Annotated in this window: 17 protein-coding genes; 9 read left to right on the plus strand and 8 right to left on the minus strand. The window is 44.8% G+C overall.

Features of this window, described 5'->3' with window-relative positions:
• Positions 1-18 precede the first annotated feature (18 nt).
• Entirely contained in the window at positions 19-225 is a 207-nt protein-coding gene (locus ACLSSO_RS02725; protein ID WP_295900418.1) for a hypothetical protein, read from the minus strand.
• A gap of 184 nt (positions 226-409) precedes the next feature.
• On the opposite strand from ACLSSO_RS02725, the gene ACLSSO_RS02730 reads away from it, so the two are divergent.
• The gene (locus ACLSSO_RS02730; protein ID WP_295900416.1) at positions 410-1,333 is read left to right on the plus strand and encodes a hypothetical protein; all 924 of its coding nucleotides are present in this window, start codon (positions 410-412) and stop codon (positions 1,331-1,333) included.
• Here ACLSSO_RS02730 and ACLSSO_RS02735 read toward each other — a convergent pair.
• From ACLSSO_RS02735 to ACLSSO_RS02755, 5 genes are all read right to left on the minus strand, one after another.
• Positions 1,330-3,330 carry a response regulator gene (locus ACLSSO_RS02735; RefSeq protein ID WP_413943982.1) on the minus strand — a complete coding sequence of 667 codons (2,001 nt, stop codon included), beginning with the start codon at positions 3,328-3,330 and terminating at the stop codon, positions 1,330-1,332. The genes ACLSSO_RS02730 and ACLSSO_RS02735 overlap by 4 nt on opposite strands.
• A gap of 122 nt (positions 3,331-3,452) precedes the next feature.
• The gene (locus tag ACLSSO_RS02740) at positions 3,453-4,541 is read right to left on the minus strand and encodes a D-alanine--D-alanine ligase family protein (RefSeq protein WP_295900413.1); all 1,089 of its coding nucleotides are present in this window, start codon (positions 4,539-4,541) and stop codon (positions 3,453-3,455) included.
• A 1-nt stretch (position 4,542) separates the two neighbouring features.
• Complete coding sequence (gene elbB, locus ACLSSO_RS02745) at positions 4,543-5,196, minus strand: isoprenoid biosynthesis glyoxalase ElbB (RefSeq protein ID WP_295900411.1); 654 nt, start codon at positions 5,194-5,196, stop codon at positions 4,543-4,545.
• Between the two features lie 30 nt (positions 5,197-5,226).
• Complete coding sequence (locus tag ACLSSO_RS02750; protein ID WP_413943983.1) at positions 5,227-6,102, minus strand: hypothetical protein; 876 nt, start codon at positions 6,100-6,102, stop codon at positions 5,227-5,229.
• A complete protein-coding gene (locus ACLSSO_RS02755) occupies positions 6,099-7,190 on the minus strand; it encodes a GNAT family N-acetyltransferase (RefSeq protein WP_413943984.1) in 1,092 nt (363 codons plus the stop codon). The genes ACLSSO_RS02750 and ACLSSO_RS02755 overlap by 4 nt, the downstream gene beginning before the upstream one ends.
• Before the next feature lie 285 nt (positions 7,191-7,475).
• Here ACLSSO_RS02755 and ACLSSO_RS02760 point away from each other — a divergent pair, with 285 nt between their 5' ends.
• The 6 genes from ACLSSO_RS02760 to ACLSSO_RS02785 all read left to right on the plus strand — a co-directional run bounded on the left by ACLSSO_RS02760 (position 7,476) and on the right by ACLSSO_RS02785 (position 11,990).
• Positions 7,476-7,712 carry a ferredoxin gene (locus tag ACLSSO_RS02760; RefSeq protein WP_295900405.1) on the plus strand — a complete coding sequence of 79 codons (237 nt, stop codon included), beginning with the start codon at positions 7,476-7,478 and terminating at the stop codon, positions 7,710-7,712.
• Positions 7,699-8,385, plus strand: a complete 687-nt coding sequence (gene nth, locus ACLSSO_RS02765) for an endonuclease III (protein ID WP_367276358.1) — start codon at positions 7,699-7,701, stop codon at positions 8,383-8,385. The genes ACLSSO_RS02760 and nth overlap by 14 nt, the downstream gene beginning before the upstream one ends.
• 14 nt (positions 8,386-8,399) lie before the next feature.
• A complete protein-coding gene (locus ACLSSO_RS02770) occupies positions 8,400-8,882 on the plus strand; it encodes a DoxX family membrane protein (protein ID WP_413943985.1) in 483 nt (160 codons plus the stop codon).
• A gap of 3 nt (positions 8,883-8,885) precedes the next feature.
• A complete protein-coding gene (locus ACLSSO_RS02775) occupies positions 8,886-9,926 on the plus strand; it encodes a thiamine ABC transporter substrate-binding protein (protein ID WP_295900400.1) in 1,041 nt (346 codons plus the stop codon).
• Between the two features lie 179 nt (positions 9,927-10,105).
• Positions 10,106-11,386 (plus strand): ABC transporter permease subunit, encoded by a 1,281-nt coding sequence (locus ACLSSO_RS02780; RefSeq protein WP_295900447.1) that lies wholly within the window; start codon positions 10,106-10,108, stop codon positions 11,384-11,386.
• Positions 11,358-11,990 (plus strand): ATP-binding cassette domain-containing protein, encoded by a 633-nt coding sequence (locus tag ACLSSO_RS02785; RefSeq protein WP_295900398.1) that lies wholly within the window; start codon positions 11,358-11,360, stop codon positions 11,988-11,990. The genes ACLSSO_RS02780 and ACLSSO_RS02785 overlap by 29 nt, the downstream gene beginning before the upstream one ends.
• On the opposite strand, the gene ACLSSO_RS02790 is transcribed toward ACLSSO_RS02785, so the two are convergent.
• Positions 11,987-14,710 (minus strand): ATP-binding protein, encoded by a 2,724-nt coding sequence (locus ACLSSO_RS02790; RefSeq protein ID WP_413943986.1) that lies wholly within the window; start codon positions 14,708-14,710, stop codon positions 11,987-11,989. The two genes, ACLSSO_RS02785 and ACLSSO_RS02790, sit on opposite strands and share 4 nt — an antisense overlap.
• A gap of 264 nt (positions 14,711-14,974) precedes the next feature.
• Here ACLSSO_RS02790 and ACLSSO_RS02795 point away from each other — a divergent pair, with 264 nt between their 5' ends.
• Both ACLSSO_RS02795 and ACLSSO_RS02800 read left to right on the plus strand, forming a co-directional pair.
• Positions 14,975-15,688: a murein transglycosylase gene (locus ACLSSO_RS02795; protein ID WP_413943987.1), complete on the plus strand. Its 714-nt coding sequence runs from the start codon at positions 14,975-14,977 to the stop codon at positions 15,686-15,688.
• Between the two features lie 84 nt (positions 15,689-15,772).
• Entirely contained in the window at positions 15,773-16,813 is a 1,041-nt protein-coding gene (locus tag ACLSSO_RS02800; protein WP_413943988.1) for an alpha/beta hydrolase, read from the plus strand.
• Here ACLSSO_RS02800 and ACLSSO_RS02805 read toward each other — a convergent pair.
• The gene (locus ACLSSO_RS02805; protein WP_413943989.1) at positions 16,794-18,041 is read right to left on the minus strand and encodes a hypothetical protein; all 1,248 of its coding nucleotides are present in this window, start codon (positions 18,039-18,041) and stop codon (positions 16,794-16,796) included. The genes ACLSSO_RS02800 and ACLSSO_RS02805 overlap by 20 nt on opposite strands.
• Positions 18,042-18,095 lie beyond the last annotated feature (54 nt).

The raw sequence follows: 18,095 nt of genomic DNA on the forward strand, positions 1-18,095 counted from the left end.
TCGAATTCTTGACGAAGCTCAATTCAAATTATGCGTTTTCGCCCGAGTTTTGACTTCACAATGAGGGCAGAATGCTTCTTCTTTGATTTCAGAAATTCCGCGATCAGCAATGTGTTTTAGCTCCAGCACTGTGCCGCAAAGTATGCAATTGTTTTGAGAAATTATAAACTCGCGGTGCTTTTTCGAGTCGGCTTTTTCAAAGTAGTTGATCTTGCTGTATTCCATTTTGTCTCGTTCCTTCGAGTTCATCGACCTTTACGGCCAAGGCTCCATCCTGGAGCATTAAGGAGCCACTGCAAAAGCTGTTCACAGGCCAACGTCCGGTGTCCGGAACCCTGGCGTCGTCTCTTTGATTCCTCTGAAGGTGCCTCTTTTGGATAGGCCTCAATGCGATGAAAAGGAGATAATAATGAAAACAATCTTAAAGCTAACAACCGGATTCGCTGCTTTGGTAATGCTCGCGGGCTGCGTAGAATTTAAGGACGCTGACGATGAAACACCGCAGGCGCCAGAACCTATGGTCGAAGTTCAAAGCATGGGAAATCTTGTGGTCGATAAAAACCTCTACATTTGGAACGGTAAAATCGTCACTGAAGAAGAAATGCTTTCTGTGGAATCTGGCAAAAACAAAGATTTCGAATTTCAGTTTGATGAACTCCGCCTTGAGGAAAACGGCGTTCTTTATACCATGGGAAACAATGTTCGAATCCATGCCAATCGTTTTGTTTCTGCTAAAGGAAGAATTGCGACCTTTCCCAAAAATATGAAAGCGCAATTAGGTGAAGAAGGAAGATCTGGAGGACATATTCTTTTAGATCTTGGTGTCGCGGTTGGAGGTCTTACTATCGAAATGCGTGGCGAATCAGGCGGAGATGGAATCCCGGCGAAATATCCTGATTTTGCACTTAAAGGACCGAAAGGCAAAGACGGACGTAGTGAAAGGTTCTGCCAACGCCGTCGTCCTGAAGCTCTTTTGCCATTTGACTATAGCGGTGCTGAAGGCCTTAAAGGTCTTCCGGGATATCCCGGTGGAGACGGCAAAAAAGGCGGGGCCACGGGTACTTTAGAAATCTCTATCGAAGACTCAAGTCGTTTTGTTCACAATGTCGAAAAAGTTCCAGGCGTGGGAGGAATGGGCAAACCTGGAGGTGTCGGTGGCGACGGCGGCGACGGAGGCAATCCCACGGTCGATAGCAGAGGGCAAAATTGTGGAGGAATCCGGGGATTGATGGGACCACGAGGCGACAAAGGACCCGATGGGAAAAATGGTGCAAATGGTGAAGTACAAACTTCCTGCATCACAAAGAATAAAATAATGAATTGTTCAAACTAAGTCATTTCTTCCATCGAATGCGTTAATATCGTTTGAATCAATGCTTCGACTTGCACGGGTTTGGTTAAATAATCCGTGCAACCGGCTTCTATGCAACGTTCCCGATCATCCTTCATAGCGTGAGCAGTCAGGGCAATGATCGGTTTTTTATATCCGGCTTGACGTAATTTTCGTGTGGCCGTGTAGCCATCCATCACCGGCATTTGAATATCCATTAAAATAATATCGTAATTATTTTCCAAAGCTTTGTTGAGACCCTCTTCGCCATTTGTCGCTAAGGTCAGTTTGGCGCCCCTTTTACTTAGCATTCGCTGAATCAAAAGACGGTTGTCTTCGACATCATCGACCAAAAGTATATTTGTGCTGGCGAGTTGTTTTCCAAGATGAATTTCTCCGCGGTGAGTGGAAGCTCTGGCTATGGTTGGAGCCACCGTTTGCAAGGCAATTCGCACGGTGAATGTGCAACCTTTACCGATTTGGCTGTCATCCAAAGTCACATCTCCACCCATCATTTGCGCTAACTTTTTAGAGAGTACTAGACCCAATCCTGTGCCTTCATATTTTCTTGAAACCGAATTGTCGATCTGACTGAATGCCTGAAACAGCAGGGTGCGTTTGTCTTGCGCTATACCGACACCGGTGTCTTTAATCGTAAAAACAAGACTGTCGCCTGAAACCTCATAGGTCATGCGCACGTAGCCTTTTTCCGTGAACTTGATCGCATTGCCTAAAACATTTGTCAGAACCTGGCGCAAACGAAGAGGGTCGGTGTAAATCATATCAGGAACAATACCGCGACGGTTGAATTCAATATGAATAGGCTTGTCTTGGCTCTTTGCCACCATCACGACGTGAATGTCATCCAGAAGTGAAGACAAAGAGAACTGACTTTTTTCAATCTCTAAGTGACCGGCTTCGACTTTAGATAAATCTAGAATGTCATTGATAATGCGAGTGAGATTTTCTCCTGTGCGATGGATGACATTCAAATATTGCAGGCGTTCTTCTTCGGGTAGATTTTTATCTTTAAGCAAGTCCGAGAATCCGATAATCGCAGCCAAAGGTGTGCGGATCTCGTGACTCATATTTGCAAGAAATAAACTTTTTAACTGGCTTGCTTGTTCGGCTTGCTGTCGTTCTCCGATACTGTGGCGTAAGTCGAAAGCCATTTTGTTTAAAGACTCTGCGAGCTGTCCCAACTCATCACCTGAGCGTACGGGGACATGAACATCGAACTCGCCGTGGCCTACTTTGTGAGCGGCGACATTGAGCTCTTTAAGTCCTTTTGAAAGATTGCGGCTGAAGGTAACGGTAAGAAACAAGCCTGTGCCTTCTACAATCAACACTGCTAGAAGAAGAGTGATCATTAAAAGACCTTCAAGCCAGCGTGAACCTTCACCCAAGGTGTAAGAAAAACTTCCTTCTAAAATTGTTAAACGATCATTGAGTTCGTCGATTTTATCCAGTGTCGTGATGATTTCTTTTTCCGGGGCCCGAGTGGAAATCAAATGGTGAAGATTTTCTCCGTAAGAGATCATCTCGTTGGTCAGATCGTCACCTTCTTGCCAGATGCTGATGGCTCTGGCGACGTAAGAGACATTATTGAATTTCAAAATCAAATGCACAACGCCGGGAACGTCATCGGGATGAATTCGTCCTTGTGCAAAACCTTCGTGAGCCTCGTGAATATTGGGCGGCGTTTTTTCTAAAGCTCGACGTGCCTTACTATCGCCCAAAGGAATTTCCAGATTTTCACGGAAAGAGCGATAGAATTCTGGATCACGAGTGCGCGCATATTTGTGCAAGCTGATCACGGCATCTTTTTGCGCTTTCGACCACAAGCTTTCACCTGTGACGAAACCGCGTAAGGAAGAAAGCGTATTCATCGCGAAGTAGAGAGAGAAAAGCTCTAAAGCAATAAGAAAGGCCATCACGCCGATAACAGCGTAAAGTTTGTTTGAAACTGAAAGGTGTCGCCAAAATCGTCGTGGTCCCATACTCTCTTTATCGGACAGATGTGGGATTATTATAAACAAATTCCATTTTGTAAATATCCAGACGTAGGACAGAAAAAAAGCCTTCACCAGGAAGGCCTTTTGATGACTTTCATTGCAGATCGTTAATCTAAGTAGCTGGTTTTGAGCTTCTGCTCTTCTTGATATTTCTCAAGACCGAAATGAATCAGCTTCGTGATTAAGTCCTTATAGGAAACGCCAGCGGCTTCCCACATTTTTGGATACATCGAGATTTTTGTAAAACCTGGGATCGTGTTGATTTCATTTACGAAAATGTCACCGTTCGCCTTCATGAAAAAATCCACACGGGTCAATCCGTCACAGCCCATCACTTGATACGTTTTTTTCGCCAAGGATTGCAGTTTTTGAACTTGTTCCGCTGTCATTTCTGCCGGGATTTTTAGAAGAGCGCCATTGTCATCAATGTACTTAGCTTCATAAGAATAAAATTCATGCTGCGGGATGATTTCGCCAGGTAAAGACGCTTGCGGAGCATGATTATGTCCCATTACGGAGCATTCAATCTCGCGACCTTGAACAAATTCTTCCGCTAAAACTTTGTTATCGAATTGGAAAGAGTCCTTCAATTTCGTCGCAAACTCTTCCGCATTTTTGATTTTGTGAACGCCGACAGAAGACCCCGCATTGGCAGGTTTAATAAAGAACGGGGAGCCCAATTGTGCCGTGATTTCTGCATAAGAAATGTTTTTAAACGGAGTCAAAAGCATGTAACGCGCATTTGGGATTTTCGCTTCAACAAGAAGACGTTTCATCACTTCTTTATCCATGCCGGCAGCGGAAGACCAAACTCCACAACCGACAAAAGGCAATTGCACCATTTTGAAAAGACCTTGAATGGTTCCATCTTCTCCCATAGTTCCATGCAGAATGGGAAACGCTACATCCACAGATGCTTTTGATTGGTCTTTCAAAGAGTAAAGCACTGGTTTTCCTTGAAGAGAAATCAAGGCCACTGGTTCCGCATTCGGTGGTAAAGCAGAATCAACAACTTTCGTTGCTTGAAAGACATTTGTATCCGGAAAGCGATACCAGCTGCCTTCTTTACTAATTCCGATAAGCACGGGAACAAAACTTTCTTTATCCAAAGCATCGGCGATGTTTTTAGCAGAGCGTAAGGAAACCTCGTGCTCTGCTGACTTTCCACCGAAAATAAGTGCGACAACTGTTTTCATCTTACGCCCACTCTACAAGTTCATGCGCCAAACCAAAGATGCCTTTAAAGACCTCGTTCGGTTTTGCATTGTCATACATATATGCTGGAGTTGTGACGATTTTTCCCTCGCGATCGGTGATGTAATCATCCACAGGACAATCTTCATGTTGTGCGCCTGTCTTTTTGATTTCGGCCGCTGTTTCAGGATCTTCACCAATTGTCACAGTGACTTTTTTGTCGCCCAGAACACGCGCTAACAAAACAGGAGCAATACAGCATGCGCCAATCGGTTTGCTCGCGCTGTGGAATTCTAAAATCACGCGTTTGACGTCAGGATTCACATCGCATTTGGCACCTTTTTCGGCCCAGTTTGAAAGATTTTTTGCAGCTCCGTAGCCGCCAGGGAATGCCAAGGCATCAAAGTCTTTCACTTGAAGCTGATCAAGACTTTGAATATTTCCACGAGCAATGCGCGCAGCTTCGACAAGCAGACGGCGCTTTTCTGTTTGAGGTTTTCCCTCGATATGATTCATCACTGGAATTTCGATGTCGGGAGCAAAACAAGAAACGTCTGCTCCGGCTTGGTGAAGAGCAATCAGCAAACTGACGGACTCTGTGATCTCACTGCCATCAAGATGCCCGCAACCAGATAAAACAACGGCAATCTTTTTCATAAAACCTCCCGAAAGAGGTTTTAGATTACTCTAGGTTCCGCCCTTTTTAAAGTTCTTTAACTTAGTGCACGTCGTGACGAGAACTTTCTGATCTTGCACTGTGTACAGTTGACGATAGCAATATTCGTTCATGCGCGAGAAGAACGGCATGTCAGGACTCAAAGCAATAGAGTAATTCACTTTTTGTGTTTCTACCGATTCACCTTTTTTTAGAGAAATCGTCCAATTGAATTGAACCGTTTTCACATGATAAGTGCAGTCGGCAAAACCACCGCAATTGGGTTGCGCTTTGATCATATCGGGCAGGGGACGCACTTCATCCGCTGTCTTAAGATTCGAGCATTGAATTTCGCAGCTATCCATTCCCAAATCTTCTTTGCAGTATTTATCAAGAGCGTCGGTCTTAACACAAGAACCTGCTAAACCGTAAATGCGCTCAAAACCCAAAGACATTTGATTGTCTTCAGCTAAAGTTTTTAACGAAGCGTAAGGTTTGACTGCCCGTAAAGCATTTTGCGCCATCGTCACAGCCGCGTTGGCTTTTCCGACCGTGCGATGATCTTCGCGAGTGGACTGCGCGCCTTCTTGATCCTGCTTATAGACTTTTGTTTGATAAAGAAAAGTATAAAGCCAAGAGTCTGTCTGCTCTTCTTTTTTAGAAATCGTAATGCCTTCTTGCAGAACATAGAAAGGCTTTGGATTGTTTTCTATTGTTTGTTCTGTTTCCTGAAAAAGAAAATCATTCGGCGCCATCGTGAGGGGATCGGTATCGCCCCAACCTTGAGCCACGGCGGAATAAACTTCTTGAGCTGTCGCGGGCGCTTCCGTTTCCTCAACGGGCTCTTTAATACAAGAAACCATACTGGCTGTGAGCGCCAGTAATATGATGATTTTATTTAAACTCATATAGAGTCCCATCCCCAGATCCACAGATTCAGTGGCAATACTTTTTCAAGTTTTTGAATGGTCTCTTCTTTGAACATTCCTAAAGCGCGGTAATCCACCGGGCCAAAAAGAAGACGAACCATGTCGGTTTCATTATTGATAGTGAAAAGATCCTGGCCCACGCCGAACACAAAATGTTGCGGGTGTTTTTCCAAGACGATATCCGCGACACCTTCGGCACGGAAAGCGCGTTTGATTTTCGCAGACAGTTGATCAAAGTTCACAAGTTTGATCATGCCCAAGAAACCTTGATTCATCGTCACAGGTTTTTGCTGCAACTGTTGAATCAAATTCTGCGCATGGCGAGGACAAATAATCGTATAAGGTTGATTTTTATGAGCACGAATGAAACTGAAAAGCGCCATCAATTTCGATACGGAGCCGCCCCACTCGTGGATGTAACCACCAAGATCCACTCCTTTGCCTTCAATAGCATAAGCAGCAAGTTGGCCATTGGACTCCCAAGCCGTGTAAACTTTCGTTTGCGGAATCGAGAGAAACTTTCGAGTTTCCTCAATCGTGCGAACTGAATTTACAGAATGGGCAGAATAAAGACGATAAATAGCATCCGGAGAAACCTTGGTGTCCGTTGAAAAACGAAGATTGATAGGTGGAATGTCATAATTTTCTTCGACTACAAAACTGATTTCACTGCCAGCCAGTTCAAATCCCATCCGACGATAGAAATCAAAAAGATCCGTCCACAAGATAGCAATGTCACAAGACTGTTCCGTCGCCAGCTTCAAACAATCCGAAATCACTTTTGTGCTTAATCCCTGACCACGATGCTGATCATCAGTCACCACAGACCCAATCGCACCCACTTTAAAAATCACATGCGGTGACTTAATAATTAGAGGCTTCAACACAGCATGAGAAAGAACATGCCCCTCATCCGCAATAATACGCATATTATGCAAGTTGTTAGAAGAAAACGCCGTCGGATACTCCGCCGCAATCGACCAAGAAGCCTCATTGCGCAACTTTTTATTCAAAAACTCCAACACGCCTGGCAATTCATTCTCAGACGGTGAACGGGGTCCTTCCATAGAGCCCTCTCCTTTTTAAAGATAAACTGTGTGGGGTAGGGAGGTTCTCTCACAATTAAATGCGAGTTCCGCAGCAGCAGGTTCCAAAGGAACCGCGTCAGCGAGGACTGTCTGAAGTATTTAATTGTGAGAGAACCTTCCTACCCCTTACATAGTCTAGCGTTAAACGGCAGAGGTCCCTAGTGTGGCAAAGTCCGAGGTGTGAAAAATGCGACCCAAGTCTGGAACTGGATTTGACATAGAGGTCAAAAGTTTTATATTAAGGTCGCATATTTAGGAGACCTCATGGCCGATAAGAGTCAGCAATGGAAAGAGAATAAACCGGGTAAAATGTTCGTGGATCAATCATGTATTGCCTGCGATGCCTGCGTTCTGACGGCTCCTAAGAACTTTTCTATGCATGAAGAAGACGGCCATGCTTTCGTGGCTAAACAACCGGAAACTCCTGAAGAAGAAGCTCTATGCAAAGAGGCGATGGAAGGTTGTCCAGTTGAAGCCATCGGAAACGATGGCGATCAGTAAAAAGAAATCCCCAGCCAAGAAAACAACCCCTAAAAAGGTCGTCAAAAAAGCAGCTCCTATCCTTGAGACCATTGAGCTTTTTAAGCGCTATTACCCCGACGCCCACTGCGCTCTTAATTTCACAAATCCTTATGAGCTTTTAGTTGCCACCGTTCTCTCTGCGCAATGCACGGATGAACGCGTGAACATGGTGACCCCAAACCTTTTTAAAAAGTATCCGACCCCGCAAAAGATGGCGAAAGCTCCGGTAGAGGATATTGAAAATATCATTCGTTCCACGGGCTTTTTTAAGAACAAAGCCAAGAGTCTTAAAGGTGCTGCGATTGAGCTTGTTGAGAAATACAAAAGCGAAATCCCGCAAAATCTCGAGGCTTTGGTCGAGTTGCCGGGAGTGGGGCGCAAGACGGCGAACGTCGTTTTAGGAAACGCATTTGGTATCGCGAGTGGGATTGTCGTGGACACGCACGTGACTCGTTTGTCCAACCGCCTTGGTTGGGTAAAGACTGAAAATGCCGTGCTAATTGAAAAGGAACTTTGCAAGCATGTGCCTCAGGAAGACTGGGTCATGCTGTCGCATTATTTGATCTCTCACGGCCGAGCTATCTGTAAGGCGAGAAAACCTGATTGCAGTCATTGTTTCCTAGAGGAGACTTGCCCTAAGAAGGGTGTCTAGTTCACAATGGTTTCATGTTTGTTGCATTCTTTGAGAGCGTTAAATACGTAGGCCATCTTTTACCGATTTCTTTCTTAAGAATTTTCTTAGGCTATTACTATTTGGAACAAGCAATGATGAAGTTTCGCGGAGATTTTTTAACTCGTCCGCGCATTGCTGATCAAATGGCGGAGTGGTTGCCCGCAAGTCATGCGCCGAATTGGTTTAAGATTTTTGCCAGCAGTCAGATGATTCCCAATTGGCAAACAGTGGCGTTCATTATTCTGGGCCTTGAATTCGCGATCGCGATTTCCTACATCATCGGTTACGTTGTAAGACCCGTGGCACTTCTGGGTGTTCTTCTGTGCGTGACGATGTTGTTTGTCTCAGGCCCGGCGTCGGAAGATCTTTATAAAACATTTTTAGCGATCCACCTGATTTTGGCTTGGGTGGGCGCAGGACGCTGCTTGGGCTTTGATTATTATTTCTTCAAACGTCGTCGCGGTTTGTGGTGGTAAGACGTGAAACATTTTATCTTCTTCATGGCAGTTATCTTCTTGGGTTTGTTTCTGGCGGTTCTCAATAAAACCGAGCAGGGAGCGGCTTCAAATTCACTGCCGACAATTCGGGTGTTTGGTTATGCGTCTTTCACCGGACGTTGGGGGCCGGGGCCTCTTTTAAAAGAACAGTTTGAGAAAACTTGTAAGTGCAAAGTGGAATTCATCGAAGGCAGTGACTCAGGAATTCTTTTGCAGCGTCTGAAAATCGAAGGTGAAAGCTTAGGCGCTGACGTCGTTATCGGTCTTGATCAATTTGATTTATCAAAAGCAATTGCCGAGCAGTCTTGGCGCAAGCTCAGCTTGGGACAACTCAATGTTTACGATTCAGTAAAACCTGCATTGTCCAATAGCTTCTTTGTTCCCTATGACTGGGGAGCCTTGACGTTTGTGACGAGAAAAGGGGATCTTCCTCGCTTTCCGGCTTCTTTAGACGATTTATTAGCGCCCGAACTTGCAAAAAAAATTGCCCTTCAAGATCCTCGCACGAGTTCTCCGGGCATGCAGTTCTTGTATTGGGTGATCCGTTCTAAAGGTGAAGACGAAGGTTTCAAATATTTGCAAAAATTGATGGGACAGGTTCACAGTTTCTCACCAACTTGGTCCACGGCTTACGGTCTTTTCACGAATAAGCAGGCGAAGCTGGTTTATTCCTACGTGACATCGCCGCTCTATCACGAGATCGAAGAAAAAAATAAGGACTATATTGCATTGCCCTTTAACGAACCACTTCCAGTGCAATTTGAATTCGTGGGAATCCCGGAGTTTTGTCGTCACTGTGAATTGGGAGAGCAGTTTATCAACCTGATGCTTTCTCCTGAAGGCCAAAAAATCATCATGGAAAAGAACTATATGTTCCCGGTGATGAAAGGTGTGATGGAAAATACTCCTTTTGCGCCGTTGATGAATGTAAAAACGATGGGCCAAGTAGAAATTCTTTCTGCTGCTGAGGTCGATCGTCTTTTGCGCCGTTGGACAGAGGTCCGCCGAGGCGAACTCAATTGAATCTAAGACAGTGTCTACGTCTCAGTTTTGTTTTGTTTCTTTTGTTCCCCTTTCTCTTCTTATTCACACAATTTCGTGTGACCGAGATGCCGGATTGGGGAGAATTATTTTGGGCATTTAAAAACAGTTTCATTCAAGCATTTTTCTCGGCGTTTTTTTCTCTGCTGGTGGGTTTTTGGGTGTCCTTGGGACTTCTCAGTCTGAATGAAGGTCCCCGCAAACAAGGCCGCTTTGTTCTTGAGATCTTGTGTTTGCTGCCGAATTTTCTTCCGCCGATATTTATTTTGCTTTCCACATTGAACATCATTGAGCCTTTCCCTATGGGAGTGGCTGGTATTGTGATCGTTCACACTCTGATGAATTTTGGTCTGGTCGCCGTTTTGCTTGCTGGCATTATTGAAAACAAAATGGGCGGCATGGTGGAGCTCGCCTATGTTGAAGGCGCCAGTCGCAGATACTTTTTGTGGAAAGGACTTTTTCCGACACTTCGAAAAGATTTCTGGCTCTTAGGTTTGTTCATTTTCGTCGTGTGCTTTGGAAGCTTCGCGGTTCCGCTGATTGTGGGCGGCGGCAAGGGGACGACCGTCGAAGTTTTGATCTATGAAAAAATCCGTCTTTCCAGTGATTGGGGAGACGCGGTCTTATTGGCGTTTCTGCAATCCACTTTTATTTTTGCATTATCTTTCATTGCCAGCCGCGGGAAAGGTTCGCACTCTACGCGCGTTGCAAATTTAAGTCTTATTAAAAGCCGTTCGGGAGTTGTCGTCGTCGCGGGACTTTCGTTTTTGTATCTCTTTGGATATGTGCAGGGTTTTGTCTCTGGCCTTTCAATGATCTCAACATTTTACGAAGTTCAATCCGCTCTTTTCTGGAATTTTCTGGGCAGCATGGCGCTCGGCTTGAGTGTGGGATTGCTTTGTTATCTGGGGCTTCTGGCTATTGCATATTGTTGGCCTAAAGCGTGGTTTGAAAAGTTCTTAAATGGTTATGTCGCTCCTTCGACTTCTTTGGCCTGTTTTAGTTTGTTAATTCTAACGCCGAATGAAAGTTTTTATCCGTTCATAAAAATTCCCGTGGCTTTAACACTTCTAAGTCTGAACAGTCTTTTTCGCATGGGTTGGGACAGTGAGCTTCATGCTTTGCAATCGCAGATGACGGTGGCTTATGCGATGGGGGCTTCTCACAAACAAATTTTTAAAGAGATTCTATTTCCACAGATTTCAACACGTGCGGGGCTTCTTGCCGGAATTGCCTCTGTTTGGGCCTGTGGGGATTTTGCGGTTTCCAGAATTCTAGCGCACAGGGACCTCAGCATTGCGATGATGACGGAGACCTTGATGTCAGGGTATCGTCTGAACCAAGCAATCGTTTTAAGCAGTTTGATTATTCTGTCAGGACTTTTGTGTTTCACTGCATGTGTGGGAGGAAGTCGTGTCCTACGTCGAAAATTTGCACCGTGATTATGGCGACTTTAAGTTGGATATTGATGCCTGGGATATTCTTGATGAAGGGGTCACAGTTTTAATGGGGCCTTCGGGCTCTGGGAAAACTTCAGTGTTTCGTATTCTCTTGGGACTTGAAGCGTGTCCGGGAATGAAGTGGACTTTTCAAGGTGTTGATCTTGCGAAATTAAAAACGCCGCAAAGACGTTTGGGTGTTGTGTTTCAAACCTTGGATCTTTTTCCTCATATGACCGCGGAAGAAAATATTCTTTTTGCAGCCAAAGCTCGCAATGTGAATGAAAAGAAAGTTTCTGAGCGTATGAAAGAACTCACCGAAGTCATGCAGATGGAAGGCTTTTTAAAACGCAAAGCCGCTGTGTTGTCTGGTGGAGAAAAGCAGCGCGTGGCGATTGCCCGTGCAATTATGGGTGAACCTAGATTGTTGTTATTAGATGAGCCCTTTTCTGCGTTGGACCAAGAATTGCGCGAGGAAAGTCGTAAGCTCGTGCAAAGAGTGATCGAAACCGAAAAAATTCCGACGTTATTGGTGACTCACGATCAGCGTGATGTGGATGTTCTTGCCAACAAAGTCACACAAATTCGTCACGGGCGGTTGGTTTAAATAGTGTAGCGTTGAATCATTTCTAACAAAGCCGATTTCTTAATCGGTTTTGTGACGTGTTCTGTGCAACCAGCATCCAAAGATTTTTGCACATCTTCTGCCATGGCATTCGCACTGACGGCAATAATTGGAATTGGTTTTCTATTTTGTTCAATCTCCCATTGACGGATTTTTTGAGTGGCCGCATAGCCATCCATCACAGGCATTTGAATGTCCATCAAGATCAAATCAAAAGGCTCGCGGAAAACTTTTTCAATCGCCTCAAGCCCGTTTTCAGCTTGGACAACATCAAACGGAAGTTTTTTAAGATAAGTCAGTAAAAGGAAGCGGTTGTCCTCGGTATCGTCGACTATCAAAATGCGTGCATTGCGAGTGATGCTGGATTCTATGGGCTGGGTCGGTTGAGAAGGACGAACGGTCTCCGCCGTTTTAACAGGTTCGTGAGACGCATCTGCCGGCAAGAAAGGAATTGTAAAGAAAAAGGAGCTGCCCTTGCCTTCGGCACTTTGGAACCAGATACGACCGCCCATAAGCTCCACAAGGTTTTTGGAGATCGTAAGTCCAAGACCGCTGCCACCGAATTTTCTAGTGATAGAACTGTCCGCCTGAACGAAATTTTGGAATAACAAGTGCTGCTTATCGCGCGGAATCCCCGTTCCTGTATCCTGAATGGCAAAACGTACGAATTTTTTGTCGCTGCTTTCAAAATCCACTGCGACAGAGATTTCACCTGTTTGTGTAAACTTAATGGCATTCCCAATCAGATTAAAAAGAATCTGACGAAGACGGGTCGGGTCTCCGATAACAAGATGGGATTCATCTTGGTCCAAGTTCATGCGTAAATGGAACTGCAGATTTTTTTCCGCTGCTTTTTGTTTTAAAATGTCGCAGATATTTGTGGTCGTGGCTTCTAGGTCGAAAGCAATTCTTTCAAGACGAACTTCGCGGGCTTCGATTTTAGAAATATCCAAAATATCATTGATCAAAGAAAGAAGATTTTCCCCGGCATTAGCACAGATTCTCACCAACTGTGCTTGCTCTGGTTTAAGATCAGACTCGGCAAGAATGTCGGTGATACCAATAATTGCATTGAGTGGAGTTCTGATTTCGTGACTCATACGAGCCAAGAATTCTGATTTCGCCTGGGAGGCTTTCACGGCTTGCTCACGCGCTTCAATCAAGGCTGTTTCCGCGGTGATACGGTCCGTGATATCGGTGCAGACGAAAACGAAAGTGAGATCCTTGCTTGTACGGTTTGGAAGAGCGGCCCAATTCATCAGCATTGGAACTCGTCGACCCTCATGATTGACGATTTCAGCTTCAATGCTGTGACGGGTTTGCAGGAGCCACATGTAGTTATTAAATTCAGGTTGCGCATGGATCACTGTTTTCAAATCAATCTGGGACATTTGATTTGGTGACAGACCTAAAAGTTTTAAAGCCGATTCATTGGCTTGTGAAATCACGTAAGAACATTGGCGCCAATCCTCGTGATGAGAGACTTTCACGATGAACAAAAAAGCTTTAATAGATTGGATAACGCTGTCTAAGAATTCCTTGGAAACGGTGGTGGTCTCAAGACGGTCCGCAAGCTGATTGTATTTGCTGACCAGAAGGCCGATTTCATCTTTGGAATTATAGTTGATCTTTTGCGTGAGGTTGCTAGTTCCCAGCTTTTCCAGTCGATCGGTCAAAAGCTGAATAGGCTCGACAACTTTTCCAGTCGCGGCAAACGTCGCAAAGAAGAAAAGAATAAAGATCAATACAGCGGCGGCACTGGAGGCGATGGCGATACGATCAAGAACAGCAAAGGCTTCGCTTTCGTCAATCTTTGTTTGGATGTACCAAAGTTCGCCATTGGGTAAATAAATTTTCCCGATCGAACGAATGACTTTCTGACCACGATAATCCGTGCCGAGTTCGCGCACCTCACTGAGATTTTCGATTTTTTTAATGTCTTCATCGCCGCGGTTGGAGGAAAGAACCTCTGCTTCATTGACAGCTTTGCTGGTTTGAATGCCTTCGACACGGAAACGTCCCGTGTTGCGCAAGCTCCAGTCTTCGCCGTAAATCAAGGTCTCTCCGGTTTGTCCCATTCCATGGGTTGCCCAGGCGAAGTTATCACTGGTGATGCGATCAATTTCTGAAATAGAAATTTTAAGCATCAAAACGCCGACGATATTGTTATTGCGATAGACGGGAGCCGCTACGTACCCTGTCGCCGAGTTGGGGCTGAGGGTGTCTTTGTCAAAGTCCAAAAACAGAGTCGATCCCTCTTGAGCTTTCATTCCCCAAGTAAAAAGATCTTTCAGTTTGCTGATCGAGGGGCCGTTCTTTAAAAGTGAAGTGCCGTCTTCGATATCTTTACGGGTCGTGTAGATCACAGTCCCTTTGGGATTGACCAAGGCCATGTCGTAGATATTGAAATCCAAAACGTAGTTATCCAAAAGCCGACGAAACTCTGGATGACTGTCCAGTCGAGATTCCATCATCAGATTGTCTGTGAGTTCATGTGAAGAAATAAGATTGATAGCCGTCTGCAAATCGCGGAAATAATTTTCGATGGCGGTGGTTTTGCTGATGCGTATCTGTGTCAGTCTTTCGTAGGTGCTATCGATGACAGTGGATTCAACAATCTTGAGGCCAATTAGTGCAACGACAAATGTCGCAAGAAAGACCGAGATAAGATTGAATAAAAAGATCCTTAATCGTAGTGTCATGTCCCCTGAAAGCCTGTTGTAAATTTAGTGATATCGTATCGGTCTTAGAGGGGCAATGAGTACTTACATACGACCTCTAAATCAGGCCCTTTAAAACACATCTGAGGCACGGATTTCATTACAAAATTTGAATCGTCAGTGAAGGCAAGCTGATCAAGGTTTAGACAGCCATGAAGCCTTTGCAAGGGAGCCTTGTTTTTTGTCGCTGCCTCCGGAAAAAGCCACTAACTTTTGGTATAAAGAAAGCAAAGAAAGGAGCGAGAAATGAAGACATCCAAGTCGTTCGTCGTAGTGGCGTTATTCGCTCTATTCTTTGCCGGTTGTGCAGTTTCTAAAAACTCTGATGGCATGTCGTTAAATCCAACAATTTATTATAAGCCCACGATTCATCAAAATAAAACCAAGTGCTCAGCGAACGCTTTGCGTGATTTGCTTTCTCCGGATGGGCAGGTTCTCGTGACTTTGTGTGAGTCTGACTACAAACAATGTCTTTTGCAGGGATCTTGCTTTATTGAGGACGATGGTAAAATCACTTCCTACAATTACTATTCAACAAAAGAAAAGATACCGCGTTTTATTGAGGTCGATTTGAACTCCTGCCCTTATGGTTACGGTGTTCGCAACAGCTGTCTTGATCCTTACTTTTCAGCTGCCGCTGATCTTAAATATTATAATGCAGGCGACGTCATTTTTATTCCGCGTTTAGTTGGAGCCGTGATGCCTAATGGAGAAGTGCATGATGGTTATATCGTCATCCGTGATTCCGGCGGCGGGGTTCTTGGTGCGAACCGATTTGATTTCTTCACTGGATTTTTCAATCATCTTGCGAAACAAAATACTCTGGCACGTTTGGGATTTGGCGATCCTAAAAATCGTTTTGAATTTCGCTTAGCAAGTAAAGCGGAAGCTCAAGCCGCAAGAGCGCGTCGCAATTATCCACGCCTCAAACAGTCTGTGTTTGAAGAGGGTCGCCTTTAGAGCATTCATTCTATTTATATTTTTTGCCTTCCGCAGAGGGTTTTGCTAACTCTCGTTCACCAATACGCGGAAAAGGACACCTATATGATTAAAAAATCGGTTCTGTTTTTCTCTCTGCTTTTTGTTTCGTCTCTTTCATTTGCTGACGTTGAGTATCTTCGCTTATCTCCGGGTAAAGTGATCGCTTATGAGCACATCGTAAAAAATCAAAATGGTGACACACTGATTTTACTTCCTGGTGTGAACCGCGCGCTCAATCCTTCGGACCGTGCCGTGCGTGCTTTGGCGCAACAGGGCTGGAATATTCTGATGCCTTCTTTGCCAGCCCATCCTCTTTCGGTGAAAGGCTTAAAAAGCTCAGAGGTGCCCTATTTCAAATACGATTCAAGTGTGCGTGTAAAAGATTTTGCAGGCGACGTGGAAGCTCTGACGGCACATCTGGGAATTAAGAAAGCCATTCCTGTGACGTTGTCTTACAGCTCCTCTATTGGCGCTTATTTGAATGAAAAACTTTTCCCTCACGTGATTGAAACTGTTCCTTTGGGAATCGCAACAGAGGGCGACCCTGAATCCGCAAAGAACGCGGAGCTTTGGGAAAACTGGCTTCGTTTAAATCCATTTATGGCGCCTTTCTGGATTCGTCAGTTCCGCGACACCGCTTATGCGACTCATTGGGGTCAGACGGTGGATGCCAATTTGAAAGCCGACGCTGATTTCTACGGTGAAAATCCACGTGTTGCAGATATCAAGTCCGGTTATGTGACCATCGCCCGTGCCGTGGAAGATTTTAATTTTCCAGAGTGGGATTTTAGAAATGAAAAACGCACGCGTGATTTTGTTTTTGCGGGCCAAGAAAATCCGGAGCGTCTTAAAAATCAAATTGAAGTTTTAAAGCATTACTTAACAAGCGGAAAACCAGTACGTGTGCTTGTGGTGGCGAATGCAGGGCACATTCTTCCGACGGATGATCCTACAGTGTATGCAGGTGTTTTGACTTTACTCGCAACCCAATCTCGACAAAGTTCAGTGCAGTTTGCAATTGTGAACTCTGCCGAGAGTTTAAAATCTTTGCGTTGGCAGGATGGTTCCGCTTTAGAGAACTGGATTAAAGCGAACCAACGTTAAGCATAAAGGTCATTCCATCTAGGGGCTTTTCCATGTCTTTTAGGATTTCGCCCCAAGTGGGATTGTCGTTCACTTTAAAAAGTCGCTTCATGAATTGAATATGAATCGGTGCTTCGTAAGCGAAATAGCTTGAAAGACCGTTTGTCAGAATATCAATTTTGCCTTTGCTTTTTTGAGATTCAAACATCGAAAGATAATACGAATAACTAGAACATCCATCGAAGAAAAAGATCTGATGCTTGCGATTGTTGAATTCCAAAGGCCCGGCTTTCTCTTCTAATGAGCCTATATCCAGATTTCCGCCCAGACCCGAGTGTCCTGCATAGATAATGACATCGGACTGTTTTACGGCCTCTTTAAAGAATTTAGCAAAGGTCACGTTCTTACTCATGACGCCTGTTTCGGCGAGCAAGCGAGTGACACGGATTTGCACGGTGGTGCCGTCCTTCTTGCGAACCGCTTTATCAAATTGGTGAACGGGACGGTTTTTGAATTTGGCAATCACAGTTTCGGCAAAGCCTGCTTCGCGCAGCCATTGATTGACTTCTTCAAAGCTTAAGCGGCCATCGTCGCCAGGGTTTTTGGCATCTTCAGAAAAACCATTGATCGTAGTGATTTGGAAAAGGTCTCCGTTGCCGTTGTCGCCGCGGACTTTCTCTAATTGCGCATCTGCATCGTCCATTTGTTTTAAAGCAGAGATCTTCACAACCACAGGCGAAGCCAGAGGAGCTTCACGCAATTGTTCACAGCCAAAGCGGAAAGGGTCATAGAAATACCAGAAGTCACCGAAGCTATTGTAGTGCTCATCCGTGCATTTCTCGTCATAGAAATTATCTAGATCTGAAGGTAAAGTAATCTGCCAAGCGCCTTGCGCTAAAAGATCTTGCGCCACTTTTTTATTTAAAAGCAAAACGCCGGAAGTTTTATAGGCGATGGTGCGAACGCCCGCGCGTTTCTTGTTTTTTAGAATGTCATAACTTAACGGTAAACGGGGAGCTCCGACTCCGGGAGTTTCTGAGTTGATATTATACTTCATGACCATGGAGTGGGATTGCAGGTATCCAAAAAGATGCTGCATGTGAGAGTCCGCGAGAGTCGCGGCATCAGAAGTGTCGGTTGTATGAAATTCTGCGGAATAAGAAAATTTAACTTCGATTGAGCTAGGAGACAGAACAGCCGCATGTGCAGACAGCGCACCAAAGAGCAGGAAAAAAGCCAGAGATTTCATAACAAAATCCTCCCGTTTTTTAGACTGAAGGCATTTTGTAAAGGGGACCCTATT

This window comes from Bdellovibrio sp. HCB-162, assembly GCF_047344985.1.
In the GTDB taxonomy this organism is placed as follows: Bacteria; Bdellovibrionota; Bdellovibrionia; order Bdellovibrionales; family Bdellovibrionaceae; genus Bdellovibrio.